This window comes from Pseudomonas sp. LAIL14HWK12:I1, from assembly GCF_003202095.1.
Classification (GTDB): domain Bacteria; phylum Pseudomonadota; class Gammaproteobacteria; order Pseudomonadales; family Pseudomonadaceae; genus Aquipseudomonas; species Aquipseudomonas monteilii.
Genome location: NZ_QJKG01000009.1, coordinates 157,841 through 182,168, shown reverse-complemented (window position 1 = coordinate 182,168; position 24,328 = coordinate 157,841). Strand labels below are relative to the sequence as shown.

General features: G+C 62.7%; 25 protein-coding genes. 6 read left to right on the top strand and 19 right to left on the bottom strand.

Going from position 1 to position 24,328, the window contains the following annotated elements; genetic code table 11:
* Positions 1–10: 10 nt before the first annotated feature.
* On the bottom strand, positions 11–628 hold the full coding sequence (locus D906_RS21525) for a tRNA-(ms[2]io[6]A)-hydroxylase (protein ID WP_027615696.1): 618 nt from the start codon (positions 626–628) through the stop codon (positions 11–13).
* Between the two features lie 157 nt (positions 629–785).
* On the opposite strand from D906_RS21525, the gene D906_RS21520 reads away from it, so the two are divergent.
* Complete coding sequence (locus D906_RS21520; RefSeq protein WP_019098742.1) at positions 786–1,649, top strand: universal stress protein; 864 nt, start codon at positions 786–788, stop codon at positions 1,647–1,649.
* 105 nt (positions 1,650–1,754) lie between these two features.
* Here the strand turns inward: D906_RS21520 and D906_RS21515 are convergent, their stop codons facing one another.
* The 10 genes from D906_RS21515 to sfnG form a co-directional block, all read right to left on the bottom strand.
* Entirely contained in the window at positions 1,755–1,958 is a 204-nt protein-coding gene (locus tag D906_RS21515; protein ID WP_027615695.1) for a formate dehydrogenase subunit delta, read from the bottom strand.
* The gene (gene fdhF, locus D906_RS21510; RefSeq protein WP_027615694.1) at positions 1,955–4,837 is read right to left on the bottom strand and encodes a formate dehydrogenase subunit alpha; all 2,883 of its coding nucleotides are present in this window, start codon (positions 4,835–4,837) and stop codon (positions 1,955–1,957) included. Before fdhF ends, D906_RS21515 begins: the two co-directional genes overlap by 4 nt.
* Positions 4,834–6,393: an NADH-quinone oxidoreductase subunit NuoF gene (locus D906_RS21505; protein ID WP_019098739.1), complete on the bottom strand. Its 1,560-nt coding sequence runs from the start codon at positions 6,391–6,393 to the stop codon at positions 4,834–4,836. Before D906_RS21505 ends, fdhF begins: the two co-directional genes overlap by 4 nt.
* A complete protein-coding gene (locus tag D906_RS21500) occupies positions 6,387–6,869 on the bottom strand; it encodes a formate dehydrogenase subunit gamma (RefSeq protein ID WP_019098738.1) in 483 nt (160 codons plus the stop codon). The genes D906_RS21505 and D906_RS21500 overlap by 7 nt, the downstream gene beginning before the upstream one ends.
* A 234-nt stretch (positions 6,870–7,103) precedes the next feature.
* The gene (locus tag D906_RS21495; RefSeq protein WP_027615693.1) at positions 7,104–8,261 is read right to left on the bottom strand and encodes a glutathionylspermidine synthase family protein; all 1,158 of its coding nucleotides are present in this window, start codon (positions 8,259–8,261) and stop codon (positions 7,104–7,106) included.
* A gap of 2 nt (positions 8,262–8,263) precedes the next feature.
* Positions 8,264–8,989: a DUF1190 domain-containing protein gene (locus D906_RS21490; RefSeq protein ID WP_016714947.1), complete on the bottom strand. Its 726-nt coding sequence runs from the start codon at positions 8,987–8,989 to the stop codon at positions 8,264–8,266.
* 16 nt (positions 8,990–9,005) lie between these two features.
* Entirely contained in the window at positions 9,006–9,431 is a 426-nt protein-coding gene (locus D906_RS21485; protein WP_019098736.1) for a DUF350 domain-containing protein, read from the bottom strand.
* Positions 9,432–9,443: 12 nt separating this feature from the next.
* Positions 9,444–10,022 (bottom strand): DUF2491 family protein, encoded by a 579-nt coding sequence (locus D906_RS21480; RefSeq protein ID WP_019098735.1) that lies wholly within the window; start codon positions 10,020–10,022, stop codon positions 9,444–9,446.
* Positions 10,023–10,199: 177 nt separating this feature from the next.
* Positions 10,200–10,781, bottom strand: a complete 582-nt coding sequence (locus D906_RS21475; protein WP_019098734.1) for a hypothetical protein — start codon at positions 10,779–10,781, stop codon at positions 10,200–10,202.
* A 93-nt stretch (positions 10,782–10,874) separates the two neighbouring features.
* Positions 10,875–11,969 (bottom strand): dimethylsulfone monooxygenase SfnG, encoded by a 1,095-nt coding sequence (gene sfnG, locus D906_RS21470; protein ID WP_019098733.1) that lies wholly within the window; start codon positions 11,967–11,969, stop codon positions 10,875–10,877.
* 196 nt (positions 11,970–12,165) lie between these two features.
* Between sfnG and D906_RS21465 the strand changes: the two genes are divergently transcribed.
* On the top strand, positions 12,166–12,357 hold the full coding sequence (locus D906_RS21465) for an acetyl-coenzyme A synthetase N-terminal domain-containing protein (protein ID WP_231115651.1): 192 nt from the start codon (positions 12,166–12,168) through the stop codon (positions 12,355–12,357).
* A 224-nt stretch (positions 12,358–12,581) separates the two neighbouring features.
* On the opposite strand, the gene D906_RS21460 is transcribed toward D906_RS21465, so the two are convergent.
* The 6 genes from D906_RS21460 to D906_RS21435 form a co-directional block, all read right to left on the bottom strand.
* A complete protein-coding gene (locus D906_RS21460) occupies positions 12,582–13,091 on the bottom strand; it encodes a ProQ/FinO family protein (RefSeq protein ID WP_019098731.1) in 510 nt (169 codons plus the stop codon).
* 113 nt (positions 13,092–13,204) lie between these two features.
* Entirely contained in the window at positions 13,205–13,759 is a 555-nt protein-coding gene (locus D906_RS21455; RefSeq protein WP_019098730.1) for a helix-turn-helix domain-containing protein, read from the bottom strand.
* A 144-nt stretch (positions 13,760–13,903) separates the two neighbouring features.
* Positions 13,904–15,262 (bottom strand): aspartate aminotransferase family protein, encoded by a 1,359-nt coding sequence (locus D906_RS21450; RefSeq protein ID WP_016714939.1) that lies wholly within the window; start codon positions 15,260–15,262, stop codon positions 13,904–13,906.
* Positions 15,263–15,330: 68 nt separating this feature from the next.
* The gene (locus D906_RS21445; protein WP_019098729.1) at positions 15,331–16,104 is read right to left on the bottom strand and encodes a gamma-glutamyl-gamma-aminobutyrate hydrolase family protein; all 774 of its coding nucleotides are present in this window, start codon (positions 16,102–16,104) and stop codon (positions 15,331–15,333) included.
* A 73-nt stretch (positions 16,105–16,177) separates the two neighbouring features.
* Positions 16,178–17,524, bottom strand: coding sequence for a glutamine synthetase family protein (locus D906_RS21440; RefSeq protein WP_019098728.1), 1,347 nt, complete (start codon positions 17,522–17,524; stop codon positions 16,178–16,180).
* 27 nt (positions 17,525–17,551) lie between these two features.
* A complete protein-coding gene (locus D906_RS21435; protein ID WP_027615692.1) occupies positions 17,552–18,106 on the bottom strand; it encodes a helix-turn-helix domain-containing protein in 555 nt (184 codons plus the stop codon).
* 215 nt (positions 18,107–18,321) lie between these two features.
* Between D906_RS21435 and D906_RS21430 the strand changes: the two genes are divergently transcribed.
* Both D906_RS21430 and D906_RS21425 read left to right on the top strand, forming a co-directional pair.
* Entirely contained in the window at positions 18,322–19,215 is an 894-nt protein-coding gene (locus tag D906_RS21430; protein ID WP_033694714.1) for a LysR substrate-binding domain-containing protein, read from the top strand.
* A 99-nt stretch (positions 19,216–19,314) separates the two neighbouring features.
* The gene (locus tag D906_RS21425; RefSeq protein ID WP_019098726.1) at positions 19,315–20,019 is read left to right on the top strand and encodes an SDR family oxidoreductase; all 705 of its coding nucleotides are present in this window, start codon (positions 19,315–19,317) and stop codon (positions 20,017–20,019) included.
* 52 nt (positions 20,020–20,071) lie between these two features.
* Here the strand turns inward: D906_RS21425 and D906_RS21420 are convergent, their stop codons facing one another.
* On the bottom strand, positions 20,072–20,788 hold the full coding sequence (locus tag D906_RS21420; RefSeq protein WP_027615690.1) for a murein L,D-transpeptidase catalytic domain family protein: 717 nt from the start codon (positions 20,786–20,788) through the stop codon (positions 20,072–20,074).
* Positions 20,789–20,873: 85 nt separating this feature from the next.
* Complete coding sequence (locus D906_RS21415; protein WP_025754447.1) at positions 20,874–21,908, bottom strand: L,D-transpeptidase; 1,035 nt, start codon at positions 21,906–21,908, stop codon at positions 20,874–20,876.
* A 262-nt stretch (positions 21,909–22,170) separates the two neighbouring features.
* On the opposite strand from D906_RS21415, the gene D906_RS21410 reads away from it, so the two are divergent.
* Both D906_RS21410 and D906_RS21405 read left to right on the top strand, forming a co-directional pair.
* Positions 22,171–23,691, top strand: a complete 1,521-nt coding sequence (locus tag D906_RS21410; RefSeq protein ID WP_027615689.1) for an NCS1 family nucleobase:cation symporter-1 — start codon at positions 22,171–22,173, stop codon at positions 23,689–23,691.
* 85 nt (positions 23,692–23,776) lie between these two features.
* On the top strand, positions 23,777–24,166 hold the full coding sequence (locus D906_RS21405; protein ID WP_081735858.1) for a GFA family protein: 390 nt from the start codon (positions 23,777–23,779) through the stop codon (positions 24,164–24,166).
* Positions 24,167–24,328: the final 162 nt, after the last annotated feature.

The window sequence follows — 24,328 nt, the reverse complement described above, 5'->3', positions numbered from 1 at the left end:
CTGGTGCGAATCAGGCGGCCAGCGCTTGCGGGATGCCGCTGTGGAAGCGCAGTTCCTGGTCCGGTGACTGGATCAACTCGACTTCAGCGGCACGCACCAGCTCCACACGACGAGCGATGTCTGCCTCATCACCGTAGTTGTGCGCCAGTTTCAGGTAGCCCTGGTAGTGGCGTGCTTCGCTTTTCAGCAGGCCGTGATAGAAGCGGCCCAGCTCCTCATCCAGGTGCGGCACCAGCGCGGCAAAGCGCTCACAGCTGCGTGCCTCGATAAATGCCCCCACCACCAGCGTATCCACCAGCTTGACCGGCTCGTGGGCGCGCACCAGGCGGCGCAGCCGCGACGCATAGCGCCCCGCCGACACAGGGCGCAGTGGCACGCCACGGCGCTTCATCAGCCGCAGCACCTGTTCATGGTGCACCAGCTCTTCACGGGCCAGGCGCGACATCATGTTGATCAGGTCGAGGTGGGTGTTGTACTTGGCCATCAGGCTCAAGGCCGTGCTGGCGGCCTTGAATTCGCAGTTCTTGTGGTCGATCAGCAGGGTTTCCTGGTCGGCCAGCGCCGCTTCGATCCAGGCATCTGGCGTCGGGCAGCCAAGAAAGGCGTCGATTTCGGGGATCAGGGACATAAGCGTGCAACCACACAGAACAGGCAGGGCCGGCGATTATAGCGGCGGCGGCGGGCGGCGTCAGTGACTATGCTTCTTGATGTACATCAAGCGCCAGCGGGGGGCGCGCCGTCTATAGTCAGGCATTGGTCGCCACCTTTGAAGGGAGCTAACGCCCATGCAAGCCGTCCGCAGCATCCTTGTCGTCCTCGACCCCGAGCACGCCCACAGCCGGGCGCTGACCCGGGCCAAGCTGATTGCCGGCGTGACCGGCGCACGCCTGCACCTGCTGATGTGCGACAAGCGGCATGACCACCATGCGCTGCTGAGCCTGTTGAGTAGTCAATTGCACGATGACGGCTACGACAATGTCACCCATGAAGAGGCCTGGCGCGGCAACCTGCACGACACCATCATCTACGTGCAGCAGGCCGAGGGTTGCGAGCTGGTGATCAAGGAACACCGCCCGGACAACCCGCTGAAAAAAGCCCTGCTCACCCCCAGCGACTGGAAGCTGCTGCGCCAGTGCCCGTGTGCGGTGCTGATGGTCAAGAGTGAAAGGCCCTGGACCGGGGGCGTGATCCTGGCCGCAGTGGATGTGGGCAATCAGGACGAAGACCACCGCCGCTTGCATGCCAGCATCATTGACCATGGCTTCGAGATTGCCAAACTGGCCAAGGGCGAACTGCATGTCATCAGCGCCCATCCGTCACCGATGCTGTCGGCGTCGGACCCGGCTTACCAGTTGAGCGAAACCATCGAAAAGCGTTACCGCGAGGCGTGCAAAGCGTTCCAGGCCGAGTACGACATTAGCGAAGAGCGTTTGCATGTGGCGGAAGGACCAGCGGATGTGCTGATCCCGCATACCGAGCAGAAGCTGGGCGCCGTGGTGACAGTGATCGGGACAGTGTGCCGCACCGGGATTACCGGGGCGTTGATTGGAAATACTTCGGAGGTGGTGCTGGATGCTCTGGAAGGCGATGTATTGGTGCTGAAAAGCGAAGAAGCCATCGCCCACCAAGCCGAGTTGGCCCGCGGCTGAAGCAAACGCGATCTGTGTGGGAGCGGGTTTATCCGCGAAAGCGTCGGTAAGTCGAATGACGCATTCGCGGGTAAACCGCACAGGGCTTGTCTTCTGCCCCGAAATTTACGCCAACGCCTCCCGCACCTTGGGGTCCAGGCCCTCCCCCGCATTGGCCTTGTTCCACTCCGCCAGTTGCCGGCGCATCGCCGGTGTCCAGAAGCTCTGCAAATGCTGCCGCACCCCTTGTACCGCCAAGTCCCGGTCCGGCTCGCTGTCGAAGTAATGGGCAATCTGGTTGGCCATCTTGACCAAGTTTTCGCTGCTCATCGGCGCACCTCGGCTTTATCCTCTGTGCGGCGTTCCTTCAGCAAACGCCGCTGTTCGTCACTGAAGTCCTGATAGCGCTTCTGCCACTGCGACGGCTGGAACACTTTCACCACTTCCACCGCCGTTACCTTGTATTCCGGACAGTTGGTCGCCCAGTCGGAGTTGTCGGTGGTGATCACGTTGGCCCCCGACTCGGGGAAATGGAAGGTGGTGTACACCACCCCCGGCGCCACCCGCGCACTGACCTTGGCCCGCAGTACAGTCTGCCCGGCGCGGCTGCCAATACCCACCCAGTCACCGTCCTGAATGCCACGGCTTTCGGCATCGGTCGGGTGAATTTCCAGGCGGTCGGCGTCATGCCAGGCCACGTTGCCGGTACGCCGGGTCTGGGCGCCGACGTTGTACTGGCTGAGGATGCGCCCGGTGGTCAGCAGCAGCGGGTAGCGGTTGCTGACCTTCTCGTCGGTGGGCACGTAACCGGTAAGCATGAAGCGCCCCTTGCCCCGCACGAACTGGTCGATGTGCATGGTCGGCGTGCCATCGGGTGCGGCGTCGTTGCACGGCCACTGCAAGCTGCCGTGACGGTCGATTTCGGCATAGCTGACGCGGCGGAAGGTCGGCGTCAGGCGGGCGATCTCGTCCATGATCTCGGACGGGTGACGGTAGTTCATCGGGTAGCCCAAGGCGTTGGCCAAGGCCACGGTCGCCTCCCAGTCCGCCTTGCCTGCCAACGGTTCCATCACCTTGCGCACCCGCGAAATGCGCCGTTCGGCATTGGTGAAGGTGCCGTCCTTTTCCAGGAACGAGCTGCCTGGCAGGAACACATGGGCAAACTTGGCCGTTTCGTTGAGGAAAATATCCTGCACCACCACACATTCCATGGCGTGCAAGGCCGCCGTGACATGCTGGGTGTTGGGGTCGCTCTGGGCGATGTCCTCGCCTTGGCAGTACAACGCCTTGAAGCTGCCGTCCAGCGCGGCTTCGAACATGTTGGGAATGCGCAGGCCAGGGTCGGGCTGCAACGTCACGCCCCAGGCGCGCTCGAATTCGGCACGCACGCCTTCGTTGGAAATGTGCCGGTAGCCAGGCAGTTCATGGGGGAACGAGCCCATGTCGCAAGAGCCCTGCACGTTGTTCTGCCCGCGCAGCGGGTTCACCCCTACCCCTTCACGGCCAATGTTGCCGGTGGCCATGGCCAGGTTGGCGATGCCCATCACTGCGGTGCTGCCCTGGCTGTGCTCGGTCACGCCCAGGCCGTAGTAGATTGCCGCGTTGCCGCCTGTGGCATACAGCCGGGCAGCGGCACGGATCTGTTCGGCGGGCACGCCGCAGACCGGGCCGAGCACTTCAGGGGCGTTGTCTGCCAGGCTGACGAAGTCACGCCAGCGGGCAAAGTCTTCTGTTTCGCAGCGCGCATCGATGAAGCGCTGGGCCAGCAGGCCCTCGGTGACGATCACATGAGCCAGGGCGTTGAGCATGGCCACGTTGGTGCCTGGGCGCAGTTGCAGGTGCAGCTCGGCGCGGGCATGGGGCGAGTCGACCAGGTCGATGCGCCGCGGGTCGATCACGATCAGCCGCGCGCCCTGGCGCAGGCGGCGCTTGAGCTGCGAGCCGAACACCGGGTGGGCATCGGTGGGGTTGGCCCCTATCACCAGCACCACGTCGGCCTGCATCACCGAATCGAAGCTTTGTGTGCCGGCCGATTCACCCAGGGTCTGCTTCAGGCCATAGCCGGTGGGTGAATGGCACACCCGCGCGCAGGTATCGACGTTGTTGTTGCCGAACGCCGTGCGCACCAGCTTTTGCACCAGATAGGCTTCTTCGTTGGTGCAGCGGCTGGAGGTGATACCGCCAATCGAGTCACGCCCGTACTTGAGCTGGATACGGCGGAACTCGCTGGCGGCATACGTCACCGCCTCGTCCCAGCTCACTTCCTGCCACGGGTCTTCCAGGCGCTTGCGGATCATCGGTTTGGTGATGCGGTCCGGGTGGGTGGCGTAACCCCAGGCGAAACGGCCCTTGACGCAGGCGTGGCCGTGGTTGGCGCCACCGTTCTTGTCCGGGACCATGCGCACCAGTTGGTCGCCTTTCATTTCGGCGCGGAACGAACAACCGACACCGCAATAGGCGCAGGTGGTGATGACCGAGCGCTCAGGTTGGCCAAGCTGCACCAGGCTTTTTTCCGTAAGGGTTGCAGTCGGGCAGGCCTGCACGCAGGCACCGCAGGAGACGCACTCGGAGGCCAGGAAGTTGTCTCCGCCCGCCGCTGCCACCCGCGACTCGAAACCGCGCCCGGTAATGGTCAGGGCGAAGGTACCCTGGATGTCCTCGCAGGCGCGCACGCAGCGGCTGCACACAATGCACTTGCTGGGCTCGTAGTCGAAATACGGGTTGGAAACATCCTTTTTCTCGGCCAGGTGGTTGGCGCCGTCGTAGCCGTAGCGCACCTGGCGCAAGCCTACCTGCCCAGCCACGGTCTGCAGCTCGCAGTTGCCGTTGGCCGAACAGGTCAGGCAGTCCAGCGGGTGGTCGGAGATGTACAGCTCCATCACGTTGCGGCGCAGGCCGGCCAGGCGTGGGGTTTCCGTGCGTACCACCATACCTTCGCTGACGGGTGTGGTGCAGGACGCCGGGTAGCCGCGCATGCCTTCGATTTCCACCATGCACATGCGGCACGAGCCGAAGGCTTCGAGGCTGTCGGTGGCGCAGAGCTTGGGGATGCTGGTGCCGAGCATGGCGGCAGCACGCATGACGGAAGTGCCGGCGGGCACGCTGATGGCACGGCCATCGATGCTCAGGCTGACCTGCACGTCGCTGTCACGGGCCGGGGTGCCCAGGTCGCTGCTTTTATCAGAAGCGGGGTCGAAGAAATTGATCACTGCGCGGCCTCCGTGGTGGTCAGCCCGAAATCGGCGGGGAAGTACTTGAGGGCACTGGCCACCGGGTAGGCGGTCATGCCGCCCATGGCGCACAGCGAGCCGTACTGCATCGTGTCGCACAGGTCGCGCAGCAACAGGGCCTGGTCGTGGCGTTCAGTGAAATCCTGGGTCGCAATCAACCGGTCGACCACTTCCATGCCACGGGTAGAGCCGATGCGGCACGGGGTGCATTTGCCGCAGGACTCTTCAGCGCAGAACTGCAGGGCAAAGCGCGCCATGCTGGCCATGTTCAGTGTGTCGTCGGCCACCACTACACCGCCATGGCCAAGCATCGCGCCCATGGCGGCGAAGGCTTCGTAATCCAGCGGGGTGTCGAAGTGGCTGGGCGGTACCCAGGCGCCGAGCGGGCCACCGACCTGCGCAGCTTTCAGCGGCCGGCCACTGGCGGTGCCGCCGCCATAGCCGTCGACCAGTTCGCGAAGGGTCAGGCCGAATGCGCGTTCCACCAAACCGCCCTGGCGGATATTACCGGCCAGCTGGAACGGCATGGTGCCCAGCGAGCGACCCATGCCGAAGTTGCGGTAAAACGCCGCTCCCTTGGCCAGAATGATGGGCACCGAAGCCAAAGTGAGCACGTTATGTACGAGCGTCGGCAGGCCGAACAAGCCTTGCAATGCGGGCAGTGGAGGCTTGGCGCGGACGATGCCCCGCTTGCCTTCGATGGATTCGAGCAACGCGGTTTCTTCGCCGCAGATATAGGCGCCGGCGCCAACCCGCACTTCCAGGTCGAAGGACTGGCCGCTGCCGGCCACGTCAGTGCCGAGATAGCCGGCATCGCGGGCGATGGCCAAGGCCTGGTCAAGCACGCGAATGGCATCGGGGTATTCCGAACGCACGTAGATGTAGCCTTTGTCGGCGCCCACAGCGAGGCCGGCAATGCTCATGCCTTCGATCAGCAGGAACGGGTCGCCTTCCATCAGCATGCGGTCGGCGAAGGTACCGGAGTCGCCTTCATCGGCGTTGCACACCACATACTTTTGCCCGCCCCCGGCGTCGCGCACGGTGCGCCACTTGATGCCAGCGGGAAACGCCGCGCCGCCACGGCCACGCAGGCCGGAATCGAGCACGGCAGCGACCACATCGGCGCCGTCCATTGCCACGGCAGCTTCCAGGCCAGCGAAACCACCCTGGGCGCGATAGTCGTCCAACGACAACGGGCGGGTGATGCCGGCGCGGGCGAACAGCAGGCGCTGCTGGGTTTTCAGGTAGGGGATGTCTTCGACCGGCCCCAGCGCCAGCGAGTGGCCACCGGGTTCACCAGCCAGGGCATCGAGCAGCGAAGGCACCTCCTGCGGGGTGACCGGGCCAAAACCCAGGCGCCCTTGTGCGCTGTCGCACTCGACCAACGGCTCCAGCCAGTAAAGCCCGCGTGAACTGGTGCGCTGGATATCCAGCGGTAGCTGGCGACGCTCGGCCTCGCGTTGCAAGGCATCAGCCACCTGGTCGGCCCCGACGGCACGGGCCACCGAGTCGCAGGGGATATAGAGCTTCAGCATGCTGCGTCCTCCCGGCAACCGTTGACCAATGCGCGCAGGCGCTCAGGGGTGAGCCGCGCATGCACCTGGCCGTCCAGTTCCAGCGCCGGCGAACAGGCGCAGGCACCCAGGCAGTACACCGGGCGCAGGCTGATGGCGCCGTCGGCGCTGGTCCCGTGGTCGTCCAGTGCCAGCTGTTCGCGCAACTGCGCGGCCAGGGCCTCGGCGCCACGACTCTGGCACGACTCGGCGCGGCACAGGCGCAAGGTGTGGCGCGCAGGCGGCGTGGTGCGGAAGTCGTGATAGAAGCTGATCACCCCGCGCACCTCGGCCAGACTGAGGTTCAGGGCATGGGCGATTTCGGGAACAGCCGCATCGGGGATATAGCCGATGTCATGCTGGATGGCATGCAGGATCGGCAACAGCGCGCCTGGGGTAGCCTTGTCACGGGCCAGAATGCGCTGGATAACGGGCAGGTGAAGCAATTCATCAGGCATACAGCGGACCTCGGCATCACGGACCCTGCCTGAATTATTGTGGGGCAGGTGTCCGGCGTGTTCTGCTGCGGCGCGCCGGCCACGTCACGGTTGCGCGGTCTGGCGGCCTCCTTGCCGACGGCCGTGCATCTGCGTGCACTGGTCCGAAGGCATCCTGCAAGCATGGCACTTGTGGCGCCAGAGGGATGCATGCGAACGACCAGGCGCGTCCTGAAACCGACCTGCGGTGATGGCTTAGCCAAGCACGACATGCGGCAAGAACCGCGAGCTGTCCTTGGTAATCAGCGAGTCATCCTCACGAATGCCGATCCCCGCCGCGCGGTCGCCCACCACCCACGAACCGATCAGGGTGTAGCTCTCGGCAAACCTGGGCAACGGTGCGAAGGCCTGGAGGATGTACGGCGCATCGTTGTACGGGCCGTCCTCGAATACCCGCCGGCCATCGGCAGTATGGATATCGACATTCGCCCCTTCTCGCGAAAAGTAAGGTTTGCGCACCCAGCCCCTGGGCACCGGGCCAGCCGGGGCGTCATCCACGAACGCCGGCAACAGGTTGAGGTGCCCGGCATGCCACTCCCACAGCAACGGCAAGATGCCTTTGTTGGAGATCAAAGCCTTCCACGGCGGCTCGAAAAACTGCGTGTTGCAGCCGGGGATGGCCTGGCCGAATTGCTCACGGAAAATGTGCTCCCAGGCATGCAACTTGAACAACCGTGATATCGGCCTGCCGGCCAGGTCGACAAAACGCCCGTCGCCGTCCAGGCCGATGTCTTCCAGGTCAATGTGCCGGGTAGGAATGCCGGCGTGCCCGGCCATCTTGCGCAGGAAGTCCGTGGTGCCGCGGTCCTCCACCGAACCTGCGATGGTGGAAAAGTAAAACGTGCCCTGCCCCGGCAGCGCGATGAACGCTTGCACCAGGTCTTCGGCCAGGGTGTTGAACTGGCTGGCATGGCCTGGCAGCACACCCCGTTCGATCTGCTCCTCCAGCCAGATCAGCTGGAAGGCTGCCGTTTCGTACAGCGAGGTGGGCGTGTCATAGTTGGCCTCGATCAGCTTGGCCGGCCCTTGGCCGTCGTAGCTGAAATCGAAGCGCCCATAAAGGTGCGGCTGCCGCGCCTTCCACGAACGGCGCACCAGGTCAAAGAACGCAGGCGGGATCGCCAGCCGCGTCATCAGTGCCTCGCTGTCGACGATGCGATCAACGGCGTCCAGGCACATGGCGTGCAGTTCTTCTGTCGGGGCCTGCAAGTCACGCACGACCTGGGTTTCGGAAAACCGGTAGTAACTGCGCTCGTCCCAGTAACGCTCCCCCTCGATGGTATGGAAGGCAAACCCTTCGCGCAGGGCAGTGGCACGCCAGCCTGGGCGTTCATCCAGCTCGACCTTGTGCATGTTCAGCCCCCGAAGAAACTGCCGGAGCGGCCGCCCCAACCACTGCGCGCAGTGGCTTGGCCGCCGAAGCCACCACGGGTGATCGACGCCGACTGCGCCGAGCGAGGTTCGTTGCGCCCCCAGGCGCCGGAACCCCCGCCGCCGCCACCCGACGTCGTGCCACTTTCCTCTTCCCTGGCAACGCCACGGATACCACCGGCCGAACCATAACGCCGCCCGAGCAGGCCCATGCGCTGGCCCGTACCCTCACGGTAGGCATACAGCGGCTGGGCGCTATAACGGCGACCGGCGCTGCTGGCCATCTGTCCCAGCAACATGCCGGCCACCGCAGCCGACGCGACATGGCCATAGCCACCGCCTTGGGCATATCCCGCATCGAGCTGCGACTGGGTCACTTCACCGCTGGTTTGCAATTCGAAACCGCTCATGCGCGGCATGTACCGGCCATCACGCGCTGGTTGGCAGCCGTCCGGGCTGAAGTCTGCCTCGCACGCCGTTTTGAAGGCATAGCTCGGCGCGCTGCGGCGATATTCAACCAAGGCCTGCTGGTAGGCATCAGCACACGCCTGGGCAGGCACCTTGTCACTGACACAGGCTTCGACACTGTCGTAATTGACCTGCTGGCTGACCGTGTACAAATCTTCGTGCGGACCGCAGGCAGACAAGGCCAGCGGCAGCGAGCCGGCCAGCACCAGCTTGACGGAGCTTCTTCGCATAGGGGTGTTCATCAAGGCTCCTGGCGCGTCAGGCCGATGGGGTCATGCAGGCCGAGTTGAGAAAGCCCACGCTGATTGCCACGCTGGCCGCGTAGATGGCCGCCGCCAGTTCACCCTGGACGATGCGTCTGGACAAGTCGCGCAGCACCAGGCTGGTGATGCCGAAGGCCAGCAGTTGCACCACGGCGGCGATGACCACCCAGGCGATAAAGTCGAGAATGCCGACGCTGTAGGCGATGATGTTGCTGGCCGGCAACGAAAAGCCGATCAGTGAGCCACCCAGGGCAACGGCTGCCGCCGGATTGTTCTCGCGGATGAGCGCAAACTCACGGTGAGGGGTGAGCCGGGTGTAGATGAACTGGAACAGCCAGAACACCAACAGGGCCACGCTGATATAGAGAATGAAGCCGGTCACCGCTGAAGCGTTGAGCGACAGGCGCAGTGCGTCGAGCATGGGAAATCCTTGTCAGGTTACGTAAAAATCGCCGGGGAACAGGGTGGTGCCAAGCGAAGTGGTGAAGGTCAGGTTGCCCTGCTCATCTTCCTCGATCGACAACAGCAGGAATTCGCGGCGCTCCGGCAGGCCGGTGTCGCGGGCGTAAAGCATCGACAGGTGGCTGATGCCGTAGCGGGCACTCTGGTTGACGACCTGCTCATGCAGGGATACCAAAGGCGCCTTGCCTTGCTCACGGCCCCACTGGCGGGAGTACAGATAACCATCGTGCTCGAAGATCGGCATGCCGACGCTGGATTGGCTGCCAACCACTTGCTGCAAGTGGGCTTGATCGCGGACCGGTATCGCGCTGTGGTAGCCAAACAGCACGGTATCGCCGGCCTCGTTGCCGTTCATCAGCACTTGCAGCCAGTAATCTTCATCATCCAGATAGAAGCGCTTGAGCTGCACGGCCTCACCGAGGTCGACTTCACCCAAGGCACAGACCGCTTGCGCGTCGGGTACCTGAAGTTCGGAATAACCGTCGAGCAGGGGCTTCAACGCAGGGGACGGGTTGAATAGACGGCCGATGAACAGGCCAAAGGGCGACATGACAACTCCTGGAATGCATCCTTGCAGGGGGCGCTACCTTAGCGGGTCCGAGCGGCCAGGCCAATAAACAAAGCGTTTAGGCTGGCCGCTAAAGACCGGCCCGCCCAGCAACAACGTCAGAAGGCTCCCGCAACGTCCCAGGCGATGGCCAAGGTCGGCAAGGGGGTGGGCTTGCGATCAAGGCGCGCCTTTCCCCTCCACCGCCTTGGCGGTTTCAATCAGCTTGTCGAACTTGCGGTTCAATTGGGCAAACTTCTCGTCACTCTTGGCCCGGGCCTTGATGTTTCCGGCCGAGCTGGCCTTGTCGGCAATGGTCACCACGGTCCAGTCCCAGTCTTTGGAGACCCAGTAAACCAGCTCACCCTCTGCAGAAAACGCTTCCAGCCGGCCACCGGTATTCGGCACTCGCTTGGCCTGCTTCGTCATCGGCAGCAGTTGCTGGACCCGCGCCTCGTCAGTGGTATCCAGCCGTACCTCGACCTGGCGAAGCTGGTCAGCGTCATTGAACGACGCTTTCACCTGTGAAACGGGAACACCGCCCAGGCTGTAGTCGCCCTTGGCATTGGTGCCCTGATAAAACTCGGTGGGTACCTGATAGTGATAGCCCGTGAAATGCTCAACCTCGCCGAATTGCTGCTGCAGAATGGCCAGGACCTGGGCCTTGGGCATGCCGAGGGTAAACTGGCCAACTTCAAGCGCCGACCAGGCTTGCAAGGGGAAAATCGCGCAGGCGAACAGGAGCGGTAAGGTCCGTTTCATGGGGTAGTCTTCCTTGAAGTAAGCCCGTCAACCTAACCCCTGCACGACAATCCGACAATACTGGCAGGGTGCCAAACCCTCCCTGCCCCGGCCTCAGGCTACTGCTTTATCCAGGCCACGCTCGGCTTCCAGCGCCCGCACCAGCGGCAACACGTGCTCGCCGAAGTACGCCACTTCCTCCTGGAAATGCAGGAAGCCAGAGAGGATCAAATCCACCCCCACCGCCTTCAACGCGACGATGCGTTCGGCAATTTGCTGCGGTGTGCCGATCAGGTTGGTCTTGAAGCCGTCGTTGTACTGCACCAGGTCCTCGAAGCTGGACCGGGCCCAGTTGCCCTCGCCCTCCGGGCTGGCCGAACCGGCATGCTTGACCTCCTGGCCGAACGCGCGCACCGCCTCGGGGTTGGCCTTGTCGATGATCTCTTGCAGCACCGCACGCGCTTCTTCCTCGGTATCGCGGGCAATGATGAAGGCATTCACCCCGATCTTTACCGAGTGGCCGTTGGCCGCCGCCTTGGTGCGGATGTCGTCCACTTGGGCCTTGATCCCTTCCACGCTGTTGCCGTTGGTGAAGTACCAGTCCGACACCCGCGCGGCCATGTCCCGTGCCGCACGCGAACTGCCGCCCTGGAAGATTTCCGGGTGCGGTTGCTGCAGCGGCTTGGGTTTGAGGTTGTAGTTACGGAAGCGGTAAAAGTCGCCGTTGAAGGTGAAGTTGTCCTGGGTCCAGATGCCCTTCAACGCGCGGATGAATTCTTCAGAGCGGCGATAGCGCTCGTCGTGATCCAGCCAAGGCTCACCGATGGCATGGAACTCGCCCTTGAACCAGCCCGAAACCACGTTGATGGCGATACGGCCCTGGGTGAACTGGTCGATGCTCGCCAGCTGCTTGGCCGCCAGCGCCGGGTTCCACGGGCCTGGCAGGATGGCGGCGATGACCTTGAGTTTTTCCGTGGCGGCCAGCAGCGCGTGGCTGATGGTGACGGACTCATGCTGGTTGTCGGCGCCATAGCCCGCTGTGAAACGGATTTGCGACAGGGCGTAATCGAAACCGGATTTTTCCGCGATTTGCGCCAGCTTGCGGTTGTAGTCGATGTCCCAGCTGGTGCGCTGCTCGATGGTGCTGACCACCAGGCCACCGCTGACGTTGGGGACCCAGTAGGCGAACTTGATTGGGGTGTGGCTCATGGGGAGGCTCCTTGACAATACTTGGGGTTCAAGGAGTTGGGAGCAGCAAACATGCCAACCTATAAATACATATAAATCAATAAGTTAACAAAAATAAAAACCTGTCCAGGTGCACTTCAGGCAGCAGACTGTCGATCCACTGTTGCCCCCGCAACAGCACGCCTGAGAAGCCCCGCCAAGCGACCATCCGCACTGACTGGGAGGATTACAGCAGGCCTACGCCCGCGCTGCCGACGACCCCGAGGGATTCTGGCGCAAACAGGTCGCCGCGCTGGACTGGCATCGCTTTGCGCAACAGATCTTCACAGTCCGGGCCGACGGCAGCGGCCAGTGGTTTGCCGATGGCCAGCTCAACACCTGCCAGCTGGCCGTCGTCAGGCCGCGTTAACGGTGACCATTTGCGTCGCCATGTTCCCGGCCCATCTTGGTTGCCCAAGGCCGCACCACAGACAACGAGCTGAGGATGAACGCGTTGAATCCTCGCCCCGATTTGCTCAAGGCAAAAGCCGCCAGCTATCGCGAGCGCTGGCCATGGCTTGCCTTGGTCGAGTGAAGGCCTACGCCACTGCCTTACTCACGTTGGCCTTGCGCCAGGCAAGCCGCCCGGGCGTGTCAGTCGGCGGCGGGGGCCGCTGCGGTGTCGGTGGCGGGGGCCGGAGCCTGCGCTTTCGACTTCGCACGGTTGCGACGGTCCTGGCTGCGCTGCCGCGATGCCTGCTGCTTGGCATGCAGTGCCTGAGCGGCGGTCACAGTACCAGCGGCTTGGCCGGTCAAGTCCACGCGTGGTGCGTTCTCGACCATGCTTGCCCAGTACCGGGCCCCCCGGCACCAGGTCGAGATGCCCAGCTTGAGCTGTTCACGGGTTAGCCCGAGCAGCTCCAGGTGTTGCTCAGCATCCTTGAAAATGCCCTCTTTGAGCGGCACCTTGGGGGCCGGGTTGACCGGGAAGGCCAACGGAAAATGCTTCTGCAATGGCCAGATCGCCGCGACCGCCGGATCCTGCTCGCGCGGTTTCGCCTGCGGGGACGGCTTGCGCTTGGGCTGTTTCGGGCTCTCGGCCTTTACCTGCTGTTTTTCCGCCCGCAGGCGGTCGCGTAGCGCTGCTAGTTGTTCAAAACCCATCGTTCAGTTCACTGCTTAGAAGTTGATTGCGTGGCGCAAGGATACCCTATGCAGCCCTGACAGTGTTTGCAGGTCATCTTTCCTGGCCAACCGAGACACGCCGAGCGGGCCTCTCAGCTGAATACCCAGAGTACCCGCGTGGGCTTGTCGGTAAGGTTGGCATAACGAAAACTGGCGTGGGGTTGCAGCTGAAAGCTGTCATTGGCGCACAGCGTTACCGGCTCACCGCCGCCCAGCCACACGGTCAGTTCACCTTCGAGCACGAAGCAGCCCTGCTCCGAGCTGTCGTCCAGGTACTCCTCGCCGCTGCTGGCCCCCGGCTCCAGATGGCTATCGAGCATGGAGAACGCGCCCGATATGGTGGGGGACGCCAGTACATCGGTGATGCCGCCTGCCAGGTGAAGCGTGCGACGCTCGTGCGGGCGGGTGACCCAGTCGAGCTCGCGGGGTTTTTCCAGCTTGTAGAAGTAGGCGGTCGAGACACCCAGCGCTTCGCTGATGGCGGTAAGGTCGGCCACGGTCGGGCGTGATACACCCCGCTCGACCTGGGACAGAAAGCCCACCGAACGGCCGATTCGCTGGGCCAGATCACCCAAGGTCAGGCCTTTGAACTTGCGCAGGTCGCGAATCAGTACTGCCAGGCCTTCGATTTCTTCGTGCACTTTCATAGTTGAATCGCGACTTTCAGACAGGAAATGAATGCCCTGAAAATTACATGATCCGACTCGCAAAGCAAAATGCTTCACAGGTGTACTTCTTGCCAGCCAGGCAAACCGGGGCCGCCTTGCGACCCCGGTGCAGCCAACGGCCGCTTAGCGAACAGCCTCGTACGTCAGGTCCAGGCACTTGCGGGCCTTTTCCACCAGTTCGTCAATTTCCTCGATGCTGATCACCAGCGGTGGGGCGATGATCATGGTGTCGCCCACGGCGCGCATGATCAGGCCGTTGTCGAAGCAGTGCTGGCGGCAGATCATGCCCACGCCCTTGCCTTCGTAACGGGCGCGGGTGGCCTTGTCTTTCACCAGCTCGATCGCACCGAGCATGCCCAGGCCACGCACTTCGCCTACCAGCGGATGGTCGGCCAGCTCGCGCAGGCGTTGTTGCAGGTACGGCGCGGTTTTATCGTGCACTTGCTGGATGATCTGCTCGTCACGCAGGATGCGCAGGTTCTCCAGGCCCACCGCCGCCGCCACCGGGTGGCCGGAATAGGTGAAACCGTGGTTGAAGTCGCCACCTTCGCTGAGTACCTGGGCCACTTCGTCACGCACGATCACCCCGCCCATGGGGATGTAGCCAGAGGTCAGGCCCTTGGCGATGGTCATCAGGTCGGGCTTGAGGTCGTAGTAGTCGGTCCCGAACCACTCACCGGTACGGCCAAAGCCGCAAATCACTTCGTCGGCGACGAACAGGATGTCGTACTTGGCGAGGATCTCCTTCACCTTCGGCCAATAGGTCTGCGGCGCAATAATCACGCCCCCGGCGCCCTGGATCGGCTCGGCGATGAAGGCGGCAACGTTGTCTTCGCCAACTTCGAGGATCTTCTTCTCCAGCTGCTCGGCCGCCCACACGCCGAAGTCGGCCTCGGTCATGTCGCCACCTTCGCCGAACCAGTAAGGCTGCGGGATGTGCACGATGTCCGGAATCACCCCGCCCTGCTGGTGCATGCCGCTCATGCCGCCCAGGGCGGCGCCTGCCACCGTAGAGCCGTGGTAACCGTTGATGCGGCCGATGATCACCTTCTTGCTCTTCTGGCCCTTCAGCGCCCAGTAATGGCGGACCATGCGCAGCACGGTATCGTTGCCTTCGGAGCCGGACCCCGTGAAGAACACATGGTTCATGCCTTGCGGGGCCACATCGGCGATCGCCTTGGCCAGCTCCAGCGCAGGCGGGTGAGCGGTCTGGAAGAACAGGTTGTAGTAAGGCAGTTGCTTCATCTGCTGGCTGGCGACTTCGGCCAGCTCATCGCGACCATAGCCAACCGCCACGCACCACAGGCCGGCCATGCCATCGAGAATCTTGTTGCCTTCGCTGTCCCACAGGTACACGCCCTTGGCCGAGGTGATGATGCGCGGGCCTTTCTCGGCCAGTTGCTTCACATCGCTGAACGGCGCCAGGTGGTGGTCGCGGCTCATGGCCTGCCAGGCCAGGGTTTGCGAATTCTGTTCACTCATTGCTTTCACTCCATCGCGTTGCGCAGCAAGGCTGCGCAGGTACTTTTTCTAGTTGGGAAAGGTCGCTTTCAGGCAGACAGCAACAGCTTCTGGCGCAATACCGAGCGCTGCCGGCAGGCCTTGCCGAAGGACTGGAAGAGGGTCAGGTAGTGCGGGTTGTCCATGACCTGGAACTCAGGGTGCCATTGCACCGCAAGGGCAAAACCCTTGCCGTTCTCGACCGAAATCGCTTCCACCAGGCCATCGGGTGCCAGCGCTTCCACCCTCAGCCCCGGGGCCAGCACATCAATGCCCTGACCATGGATGGAATTGACATCGAAGATCGCCGGCAAACCCATGCGGTCGAGCAGGCCGCCAGGCTCTACATGCATGGTGTGGCGCGGGCCATACTGCTTTTCGATGGGCTCGCCCTTGCCTTCACGGTGGTCCATGAACACCCCGGCCTCGTGCACCTTCTGGTGCAGGGTGCCGCCCAGTGCCACGTTCATTTCCTGAAAACCGCGGCAAATGCCGAGTACCGGCACACCGGCAGCGATAGCCGCACGCATCAGCGGCAACGTGGTGGCATCACGCAGAGGGTCGTGATGGGTGCCCTCGGCACTGGCCGGGCCGTTGTAGTGAAACGGCTCGATGTTGGACGGCGAGCCGGTGAAGATCAGCCCGTCCACCACGTCGAGAATATCGGCGCTGTCCATCAGCTCACCGAGGCTGGGTATCACGATGGGCAAGCCACAGGCCGCCTTGGCCGCCGCGCGTGCATACTTCTCGGCGATGGTCTGGGTGGCATGCTGCTCAATCATGCTGGTGCATGCGGTAATGCCAATAACGGGCACACGTGGCATATCTTCCTCCGGCAAATCGGTATTGCGCGTGGTGTTTGAACGTTGAAAGGCGTCGCTGTAAGAACGGCGCCAGCTACAGGAACCAGCGGTATTCGCGGGCATCGATGTGGCGCATGAAATCCAGTTGCTCCTGGTATTTGTTTTCGCAATACACCATCACGAACTCACTGCCCAAACCCTGGTTGACCACCGGGTGGTGACGCATGGCGGCCAACGCACCGAGGGCATCCTTGGGGAAGTCGATGCCGCTCTGGCGGTTGTCGTTCAGCGGGGCGATGGGCTCGACGCCGCGGTCCAGGCCATGCTCCATGCCGGTCAGGATGGCCGCCAGCACCAGGTACGGGTTGGCATCGGCGCCCGCCAGGCGGTGTTCGATGCGCAGGTTGCGCGGGTCGGACTCGGGGATGCGAATGCACGCATCACGGTCTTCGAAGCCCCAGCTGGCCTTGCTCGCCGCGTTGACCATGGCGCCATAGCGGCGATAAGCATTGTGGTTGGGGGCGAAGATCGGCATGCAGTGCGGCAGCAATTCCAGGCACCCGGCTACCGCATGGCGCAGCTTGCGCTGTTCGGCACCTGCAAGGATGTTATTGCCAGCGCTGTCGTACAGGCTGACGTGCACATGCATGCCGCTGCCTGGTGCATCCAGGTACGGCTTGCTCATGAAGCTGGCACGGTAGCCGTGCTTCATCGCGATACCCCGGGTACTGCGGCAAAACAGCGCCGACCAGTCCGCCGCACTCAGGGGATCGTCGCTGTGGGAGAAGTTGATCTCGAACTGGCCTGGGCCCAGCTCCGCCGTGATGACGTTCGCTGGCACACCCTGCTCGTTGGCGCCATCCACCATTTCGTGCAGCACTGACGAGAAACGCGACAGCCGCTCGATGTGCATGTTCGGCTGATCGTCTTCATCCCCGGTCGCCGTGTCACGTGGGTACTGCGGCAGGCCGTTATCCAGCTGGCGGTCGAACAGGTAGAACTCCAGCTCAAACGCCACCACCGGGCGAATGCCACGTTTGGCCAGGCGTTCGATAACGCGGGCCAGCACCTCACGGGGCTCGAACTCGATCGGCTGGGCGGTGCCGTCGGAGGTAATCAGCATCTGGGCGACCGCTTCCTTTTCCCAGCGCACCGGTTTCAGGGTGCCGGGCACCAGGCGCCGGGCGGCGTCCGGGTCGCCGTCGGCGAAGCAGTAGTCACCAATCGGGTAGAGCCCACCCTGGGTACCGAGCAGCACGCAGTTCTGTGGCAGCTTCAGAGGGGCGCCGGCGGCGACCTTTTCCAGCATGTCCATGGGGTAACGCTTGCCGTAGAAGTGCCCGGGGATATCCAGCGCAATCAGGTCGACATAACGTATGGCCGGGTGCTGCGCCCGGAACGCGCGCACTTCAGTCAGCAGATCCGGAAAGATGACACTCATCTTCTTATCCTTGTGAGTTGAACGAATTCAATTGAAGACCCAGAGCACGCGGGTGGGTTTTGCCGTCAGGTTGGCGTAACGGAACTGCGCGTGGGGTTGCAGCTGGAAGCAGTCGTTGGCATGCAGGGTCACGGCCTCGCCTTGGTCCAGCCATACCGTGAGCTCACCTTCGAGCACGAAGCAGCCCTGCTCGGAACGGTCGCTCAGGTACGCCTCGCCACTGGTGGCGCCGGGTTCGAGATGGCTGTCGAGCATGGAGAAGGCGCCGGCGATGGTGGGCGACGCCAGCACATCGGTGATGCCCGACTCCAGGTACAGCGTGCGCCGCTCATGGGGGCGCGTGACCCAGCCGATGCTGCGGGGCTTGTTCAGGTTGTAGAAGTACGCGGTCGACACGCCGAGCGCTTCGCTGATGGCGGTGAGGTCGGCCACGGTCGGGCGCGAAACACCGCGTTCGACCTGAGAGAGGAACCCAACCGAGCGGTTGATGCGCTCGGCCAGCTCACCCAGGGTCAGGTTCTTGAATTTGCGCAGGTCGTGAATAAGGATCGCGAGGGCTTCAACCTCTTCGTGCATCTTCATCGTTTCGGACTGCCGTGAAATTTTTAGAGTTATTTTTCATGAAAAATTACATGAAAAAATTCACGAGTCAAGCACAGCGATGCAAATGTGCAGCCGATAACAGCGTGGCTTAAGGGAAACGGCGTTGGATTGGCTGCGGTGGCGTGGGTTTCTTTAATGGTGCTCAGGGAGTAGCCTCGGCATTGAATCTTTGCAGCCCGGCCACCTCCATCGTCATGCCAAACGGTTTCCCTGACTTACCCTCACTCAACGCGCTACGTGTGTTTGAAGTGGTTGCCCGCCACCTCAACTTCCGCTTGGCTGCCGAGGAGCTGGGGGTGACCCAGGCAGCCGTTGCTCAGCAGATACGCGGGCTGGAAGCAAGCCTGAACCTTCGTTTGTTCGAGCGCCTGCCCCGGGGCCTGGCTCTGACCGATGCGGGCCTGGGTTATAGCGGCAGCATTCGCAGTGCCTTGGCGATGATCGATGAGGCAACCCGCCTGTTGCGCCCGCAGACGTCTCACCTGACGGTCAGCGTTACCCCCACCTTTGCCTCGAAATGGCTTATTCCCAGGCTCGGCAACTTTGCGCAAAGCCACCCGGACATCGATCTGCGGGTGCTGGCCACCGATCGGCTGTCTCACTTCAGTACCGACGGCGTGGATATCGCGGTGCGCTATGGAAAGCCCGAAATTGGCGCGGGGTTGAACAGCGAACTGTTGATGGAGCAGCACATCGTCGCCGTGGCCTGCCCAGCGTTGTTCGAGGGCACCAACATCCCCACCTGCTTCGAGCAGCTGCAAGCGTTCATCATGCTTCACGATGCCCATGACTTCTGGCCCAGGTACCTTGCGGCCGTGTTCCCGCGCCACGCCCAACCGACCGCCAGAAACCTGCGGTTCAACCAGACTTCATTGGCTATTGATGCCGCCATCAGTGGTCAGGGCATTGCGTTGGCCAGCCTGGCATTCGTCGGTGACGACATTGCCGCAGGCAGGCTGATTCAGGTCTTCGACCAGCCGCTCCGGCTGGACAAGTCGTTCTACCTGGTGTGGCCGCGCAAGCTGCAGCAGCCTGAGGCGCTTGACGTGGTTCAACACTGGCTAAGGCAGCAGGCTTGCAATAGTTAATCTACTGTCACGGTAAAGTTTGCCTGCCTCCCTCGCCACTGGGGCTACTGCTAAGGTAAGTGCACCTAAGCAATCAGCCGTTTCAATTCTGGAGGCAGCATGTCAGTAGAAAAAGTTGCGATTATTACCGCCGGCGGTAGCGGCATGGGCGCTGCAGCAGCACGTCGCCTGGCCGCTGACGGGTTCAAGGTTGGCATCCTTTCTTCATCGGGCAAGGGTGAGGCGCTGGCTGCCGAGCTTGGCGGCATTGGTGTAACCGGCAGCAACCAGTCGGTCGAAGACTTGCAACGCCTGGTCGACGCCGTGGTGGAAAAATGGGGCCGTATCGACGTGCTGGTCAATAGCGCCGGCCATGGGCCGCGCGCGCCGATCCTGGAGATCAGCGACGAGGACTGGCACAAGGGCATGGACACCTACCTGCTCAATGTCATTCGCCCGACGCGTCTGGTAACGCCTTTCATGCAGCGCCAGAAGGGTGGCGTGATCATCAACATTTCCACCGCCTGGGCGTTCGAGCCGAGCGAACTGTTCCCGACGTCTGCCGTTTTCCGCTCGGGCCTGGCCGCATTCACCAAGATCTTCGCCGACAACTTCGCCGGGGATAACGTGCGGATCAACAATGTCCTGCCCGGCTGGATCGACAGCCTGCCGGCCACCGAACAACGCCGCGACAGCGTGCCGCTCAAGCGTTATGGCACCAGCGAGGAAATCGCCGCCACCATTGCGTTTCTTGCCAGCGACGGCGCGGCCTACATCACGGGGCAGAACATCAGGGTTGATGGCGGTGTGACACGTAGCGTTTAGGGGCTCATGCAGCTCATTACGCTGGACGGACAGGGTTGGCCCGCCACTTCCCCTACTTGCTGGCAATCGACTGATTCGCCAGCGGGCAGCTCTGGGGGTTAAGAAAACGCGATGTTTTCAGCCAGTCCTGCTGGGGGTAATAGGCGAACACATAGCTACCGCGTTGCAGCGTCTCGATCAGCTTGCCGGCAATGGCCGGCCGCACAGCCGGGCACCCCTGGCTGCGCCCCAGACGACCGAGGCCAGGTACCACCTTGGGGTCGGCGTACGCGGCGGCATGCATCACAATCGCCCGCGACATGCTGTTGTCATTGAACCCCGGTTCCAGCCCCTGCAGGCGCAGCGAGCGGCCGTGCTTGCCACTGTAGGTCTGGCCGGTCTCATACAGGCCGATAGACGACTGGTAGCTGTTCGGCGCGTTGGAAAACGCAGTCGGTACATCGGCGCCGCTGTTCTTGCCATGGGCGACCCATTCCTCGAACAACAGCTTCCTGGCACGCAGGTCGAACACCCACAAGCGTTTATCACGCGAGGCCTTGGAGTAATCGATCACCGTCAGCAACTTGTCCGCATCGCTGTGGCTGGCGCATGCATAGGCGGTGAGTGCCAAGGCCAGGGTCGACAGGCTGGAGCTCGGTGCCAACTGCTGCAGCTCGGCGGCACTCGGCAGAGGTTGCGCGTGGGCGGCTTGCCAGGCGCTGAGAAAAAACAGGCCAATACTGGCCAACGAGAGCCGCGCGGCTCCCCGCAATAGTTTGAAGATCGACATGGATTACCCTGATGAAAACCTGGCCGTTGTTGCCGTGATTGCAGCCAAAAGCGGCTACTTTGCTTGATTCCTGCAGCATTGCCGATCATTTCTTGACCAATGGTTTAACGTCTTCACTGCCTTCGGTGCTGATTACCGTGAATTGTCCATTGCTGCGGGTATCCCGGGTGGATGCCCAGTCGGTGATCACCAGCATCGTGCCAACGTCCATCGCCGCCCGTAAATGGCGGCGGAATTCCGGGTTGATGCTCAATTGGCCCAATTGTTCATAGGGCGTGTTCCCGTACTCCGGGTTGCTCAGGCCCACCACCGACCAATGCAAGGGCAGCGCGCCATCGAGTGCCGGGGCGGATGGCTTTTGCAGCAGGGAATACACCGCCATGCCACTGCGATGCTGGCTGCTTTCAAGCGAAAGCGCCGGTGCCGAGCCGACCAGCTGGCCACCGCGAAACACATACGCCCGCAAGTCGGCGCGGCTGATCAGGATCGACAGCGGCCCCGCCGTCGGGTCGGGGTCGTTCCAGAACTGTTGATTGCTCAATACCAACGGGCCTTGGGCTTTGCCATCGCTGACCGTGGGCGCCAGCACCCCTGGGTGGTAGACCTCCACCGGTGCACTGTGGGTGTCGGAAACGATGACCGTGGTCGAACTGAAACCGGTCACTTCGTACAGCTTCTTGGCAAAGTCCATGGGCAGCCGCACGCAACCATGCGAGGCGGGGTACCCCGGGAGGTGGCCAGCGTGCAGGGCAATGCCGTCCCAGGTCAGGCGCTCCATGTAGGGCATCGGCGCACTGTTGTAGAGGCTGGATTTATGCTCGACCTTTTTCTGCAGAATGCTGAATACCCCGGTGGGGGTTTCCCGGCCTGGCTTGCCGCTGCTCACGGTGCTGACGCCGATGGCGATGCCGTTACGGTACACATAGGCACGTTGCTCGGTAAGGCTGACCACGACAGTCACCGGCCCCACCGGCGAGACCTGCGGGTACCAGAGAAACTGCCCAGGCTTGAGGCTGTCGAGCTGGCTCCTGAGTTGGGCCGGGGTGGGGACCTGCAGGGGAGCCGCTTCGACCAAGGCGACGGCCATTAACAGACCCAGTCCGAGCGATACATGCAACATCGAATTGCCCCCTTGGAACCCTGCCCCCAGCTTAGTCGGAACACGCCCCGCAAAGCCAGCCGTTCACTGCGTCAACCTGCGCCAGCGGTAACAATTGCACACACGAATGTGCACGAACTTCCCACTTCAAGGCCCGATCCATCGCAGCAAAAGGCAGCAAAACGCCGAGAAAACGGCAAATCCCATGAAACCTGCGGGTTGGTACGAATCTTTTTTGTATACAAATCCAACAATAAAAGTACACAACCATCATGGAGTTCCGATGGCGTCGATTTCACGTTCCGATGTTGGCCACCCTGACGCGCTACCGGTCGAAACGGCCGACCCCGTTCAGCTGGCATTGAGCCCGCGCCTGTACAGCACCGACCTCGCGCCAACCCGCGCGGCAAATCGCACCTGGGGGCGCTACAGCCTGTTTGCGCTGTGGACCAACGATGTGCACAACATCGCCAACTACTCCTTCGCCATCGGCCTGTTCGCCCTGGGCATGAGCGGCGCGCAAATCCTTGGCGCCTTCGCCCTCGGCGCGCTGGTGATTTACGGCCTGATGAACCTGTCCGGCTACATGGGCCAGAAAACCGGCCTGCCCTACCCTGTGCTGTGCCGGATCAGCTTCGGCATCCACGGTGCACAGATCCCGGCCCTGATCCGCGCGGTGATCGCCATTGCCTGGTTCGGTATCCAGACGTACCTCGCCTCGGTCGTGCTGCGTGTGCTGCTCACCGCCATCGTGCCAGACCTCAAGGCCTACGATCAGAACGCAATCCTTGGCCTGTCAACACTGGGTTGGGTCACCTTCCTCGGCATCTGGTGCGTGCAGGTGGCGATCTTCGCCTACGGCATGGAGATGGTACGCCGCTTCGAGTCCATCACCGGGCCGATCATCCTGGTCGCATTCGCCTGCCTGGCGGGCTGGATGTACTGGCGCAGTGGCTTGTCGATTGCCTGGTCCAGCGGCAACGCACCGACCGGCTCGACCCTGTGGCTGAAAGTGCTCGGGGCCGCCGCCCTGTGGGTCTCGCTGTACGGCACCATGATCCTCAACTTCTGCGACTTCACCCGCAACTGCCCAGACCGGCGCACCATCAGCGTGGGCAACTTCTGGGGCCTGCCCGTGAACATGCTCGGCTTCGCGCTGATTGCCGTGGTACTCGCCGGTGCGCAGTTCAGCATCGACGGCAAGCTGGTGCAGGGCCCCACCGAAATCGTCGCCGCCATCCCCAGCACCGCCGGTTTGGTGCTGGCCTGCCTGGCCTTCCTGATCGTCACCGTGGCGGTGAACATCATGGCCAATTTCGTCGCCCCGGCCTACGTGCTCGCCAACCTGGCCCCGAACCTGCTGAACTTCCGCCGCGCGGGCCTGCTCAGCGCCGGCATCGCGGTGGTGATCCTGCCTTGGCACCTGTACAACAGCCCGTCCGTAATCGTGTATTTCCTCGGCGGCCTGGGCGCCCTGCTCGGCCCGCTGTACGGCATCATCGTCACCGACTACTACCTGGTGCGTCGCAGCCGGGTGAACCTGCCGCAGCTGTACAGCGAAAGCACCGAGGCCGCCTACCACTACAAGGGCGGGGTCAACCTGCGCGCCGTAGCGGCGTTCATCCCCGCTGCGCTGATCGCCATCGTGCTGGCGCTGGTGCCGGCGTTCGACACGCTGTCGCAGTTCTCGTGGTTCTTCGGCGCCGGTTTGGGCGGGTTGATTCATTACGCCATTGCCGATCGCAGTGCCAGGCATGCCGACGTTTCCGGTGAAAGCATTGCGGTGGATAGCGCGCAGCACTGAAAAGCTGCCAACAGGCCGCCCTGGCCAGTCGACGGATCAAGCCGGGGCAGTTACGCTGGCGCTTCCCACCTGCACGGAAGCGCCAGTGAAAGAGGCCTATCAAGGAAGCTGCCTGTGCGCAGCGGTCAGTTACCTGTTACTTACCCCACCCAAGGCAGTGAGCCATTGCCACTGCAGCCAGTGCCGCAAAAGCCACGGGGCCGCCTTCGCCTCATATGGCAGCGTTCCACGCAGCGGGCTGCGAATACTGCGCGGCGCTGCCAGCCTCAAGGCATTTGCCTCCTCACCCACAGTAGTGCGCGAGTTTTGCGCCGAGTGCGGCTCTAGCCTGTTCTGGTCACGTTCCCAGGGCGAGTTTGCCGATTGGGTTTCGATCGCGCTGGGCACGCTTGATACACCGTTTCTGCCCAAAAAGCAGAAACACCTTCATGTCGACTCTGCTGCCCCCTGGTACACAGCCTGTAGTGCTGACTAAAACTCACGGCAGCACTGCCAGGGCGATACCAAAAGCGCGGTAGCAATTGCCCTTAGGGGTGCAACTTTGATGATCTAGCCCGGTCTGTATAGTCCCGCCGGGCACCCCACACCCGGTGCGAATGCCCATGGATCGGCGTCTTCATGATGCCTCTTGATCACA

Bases quoted from the DNA above. Each gene is read 5' to 3' on its own strand.
- D906_RS21525 (WP_027615696.1), bottom strand. From the start codon at position 628: ATGTCCCTGATCCCCGAAATCGACGCCTTTCTTGGCTGCCCGACGCCA.
- D906_RS21520 (WP_019098742.1), top strand. From the start codon at position 786: ATGCAAGCCGTCCGCAGCATCCTTGTCGTCCTCGACCCCGAGCACGCC.
- D906_RS21515 (WP_027615695.1), bottom strand. From the start codon at position 1,958: ATGAGCAGCGAAAACTTGGTCAAGATGGCCAACCAGATTGCCCATTAC.
- D906_RS21505 (WP_019098739.1), bottom strand. From the start codon at position 6,393: ATGCTGAAGCTCTATATCCCCTGCGACTCGGTGGCCCGTGCCGTCGGG.
- D906_RS21500 (WP_019098738.1), bottom strand. From the start codon at position 6,869: ATGCCTGATGAATTGCTTCACCTGCCCGTTATCCAGCGCATTCTGGCC.
- D906_RS21495 (WP_027615693.1), bottom strand. From the start codon at position 8,261: ATGCACAAGGTCGAGCTGGATGAACGCCCAGGCTGGCGTGCCACTGCC.
- D906_RS21490 (WP_016714947.1), bottom strand. From the start codon at position 8,989: ATGAACACCCCTATGCGAAGAAGCTCCGTCAAGCTGGTGCTGGCCGGC.
- D906_RS21485 (WP_019098736.1), bottom strand. From the start codon at position 9,431: ATGCTCGACGCACTGCGCCTGTCGCTCAACGCTTCAGCGGTGACCGGC.
- D906_RS21480 (WP_019098735.1), bottom strand. From the start codon at position 10,022: ATGTCGCCCTTTGGCCTGTTCATCGGCCGTCTATTCAACCCGTCCCCT.
- D906_RS21475 (WP_019098734.1), bottom strand. From the start codon at position 10,781: ATGAAACGGACCTTACCGCTCCTGTTCGCCTGCGCGATTTTCCCCTTG.
- sfnG (WP_019098733.1), bottom strand. From the start codon at position 11,969: ATGAGCCACACCCCAATCAAGTTCGCCTACTGGGTCCCCAACGTCAGC.
- D906_RS21460 (WP_019098731.1), bottom strand. From the start codon at position 13,091: ATGGGTTTTGAACAACTAGCAGCGCTACGCGACCGCCTGCGGGCGGAA.
- D906_RS21455 (WP_019098730.1), bottom strand. From the start codon at position 13,759: ATGAAAGTGCACGAAGAAATCGAAGGCCTGGCAGTACTGATTCGCGAC.
- D906_RS21450 (WP_016714939.1), bottom strand. From the start codon at position 15,262: ATGAGTGAACAGAATTCGCAAACCCTGGCCTGGCAGGCCATGAGCCGC.
- D906_RS21445 (WP_019098729.1), bottom strand. From the start codon at position 16,104: ATGCCACGTGTGCCCGTTATTGGCATTACCGCATGCACCAGCATGATT.
- D906_RS21440 (WP_019098728.1), bottom strand. From the start codon at position 17,524: ATGAGTGTCATCTTTCCGGATCTGCTGACTGAAGTGCGCGCGTTCCGG.
- D906_RS21435 (WP_027615692.1), bottom strand. From the start codon at position 18,106: ATGAAGATGCACGAAGAGGTTGAAGCCCTCGCGATCCTTATTCACGAC.
- D906_RS21430 (WP_033694714.1), top strand. From the start codon at position 18,322: ATGCCAAACGGTTTCCCTGACTTACCCTCACTCAACGCGCTACGTGTG.
- D906_RS21425 (WP_019098726.1), top strand. From the start codon at position 19,315: ATGTCAGTAGAAAAAGTTGCGATTATTACCGCCGGCGGTAGCGGCATG.
- D906_RS21420 (WP_027615690.1), bottom strand. From the start codon at position 20,788: ATGTCGATCTTCAAACTATTGCGGGGAGCCGCGCGGCTCTCGTTGGCC.
- D906_RS21415 (WP_025754447.1), bottom strand. From the start codon at position 21,908: ATGTTGCATGTATCGCTCGGACTGGGTCTGTTAATGGCCGTCGCCTTG.
- D906_RS21410 (WP_027615689.1), top strand. From the start codon at position 22,171: ATGGCGTCGATTTCACGTTCCGATGTTGGCCACCCTGACGCGCTACCG.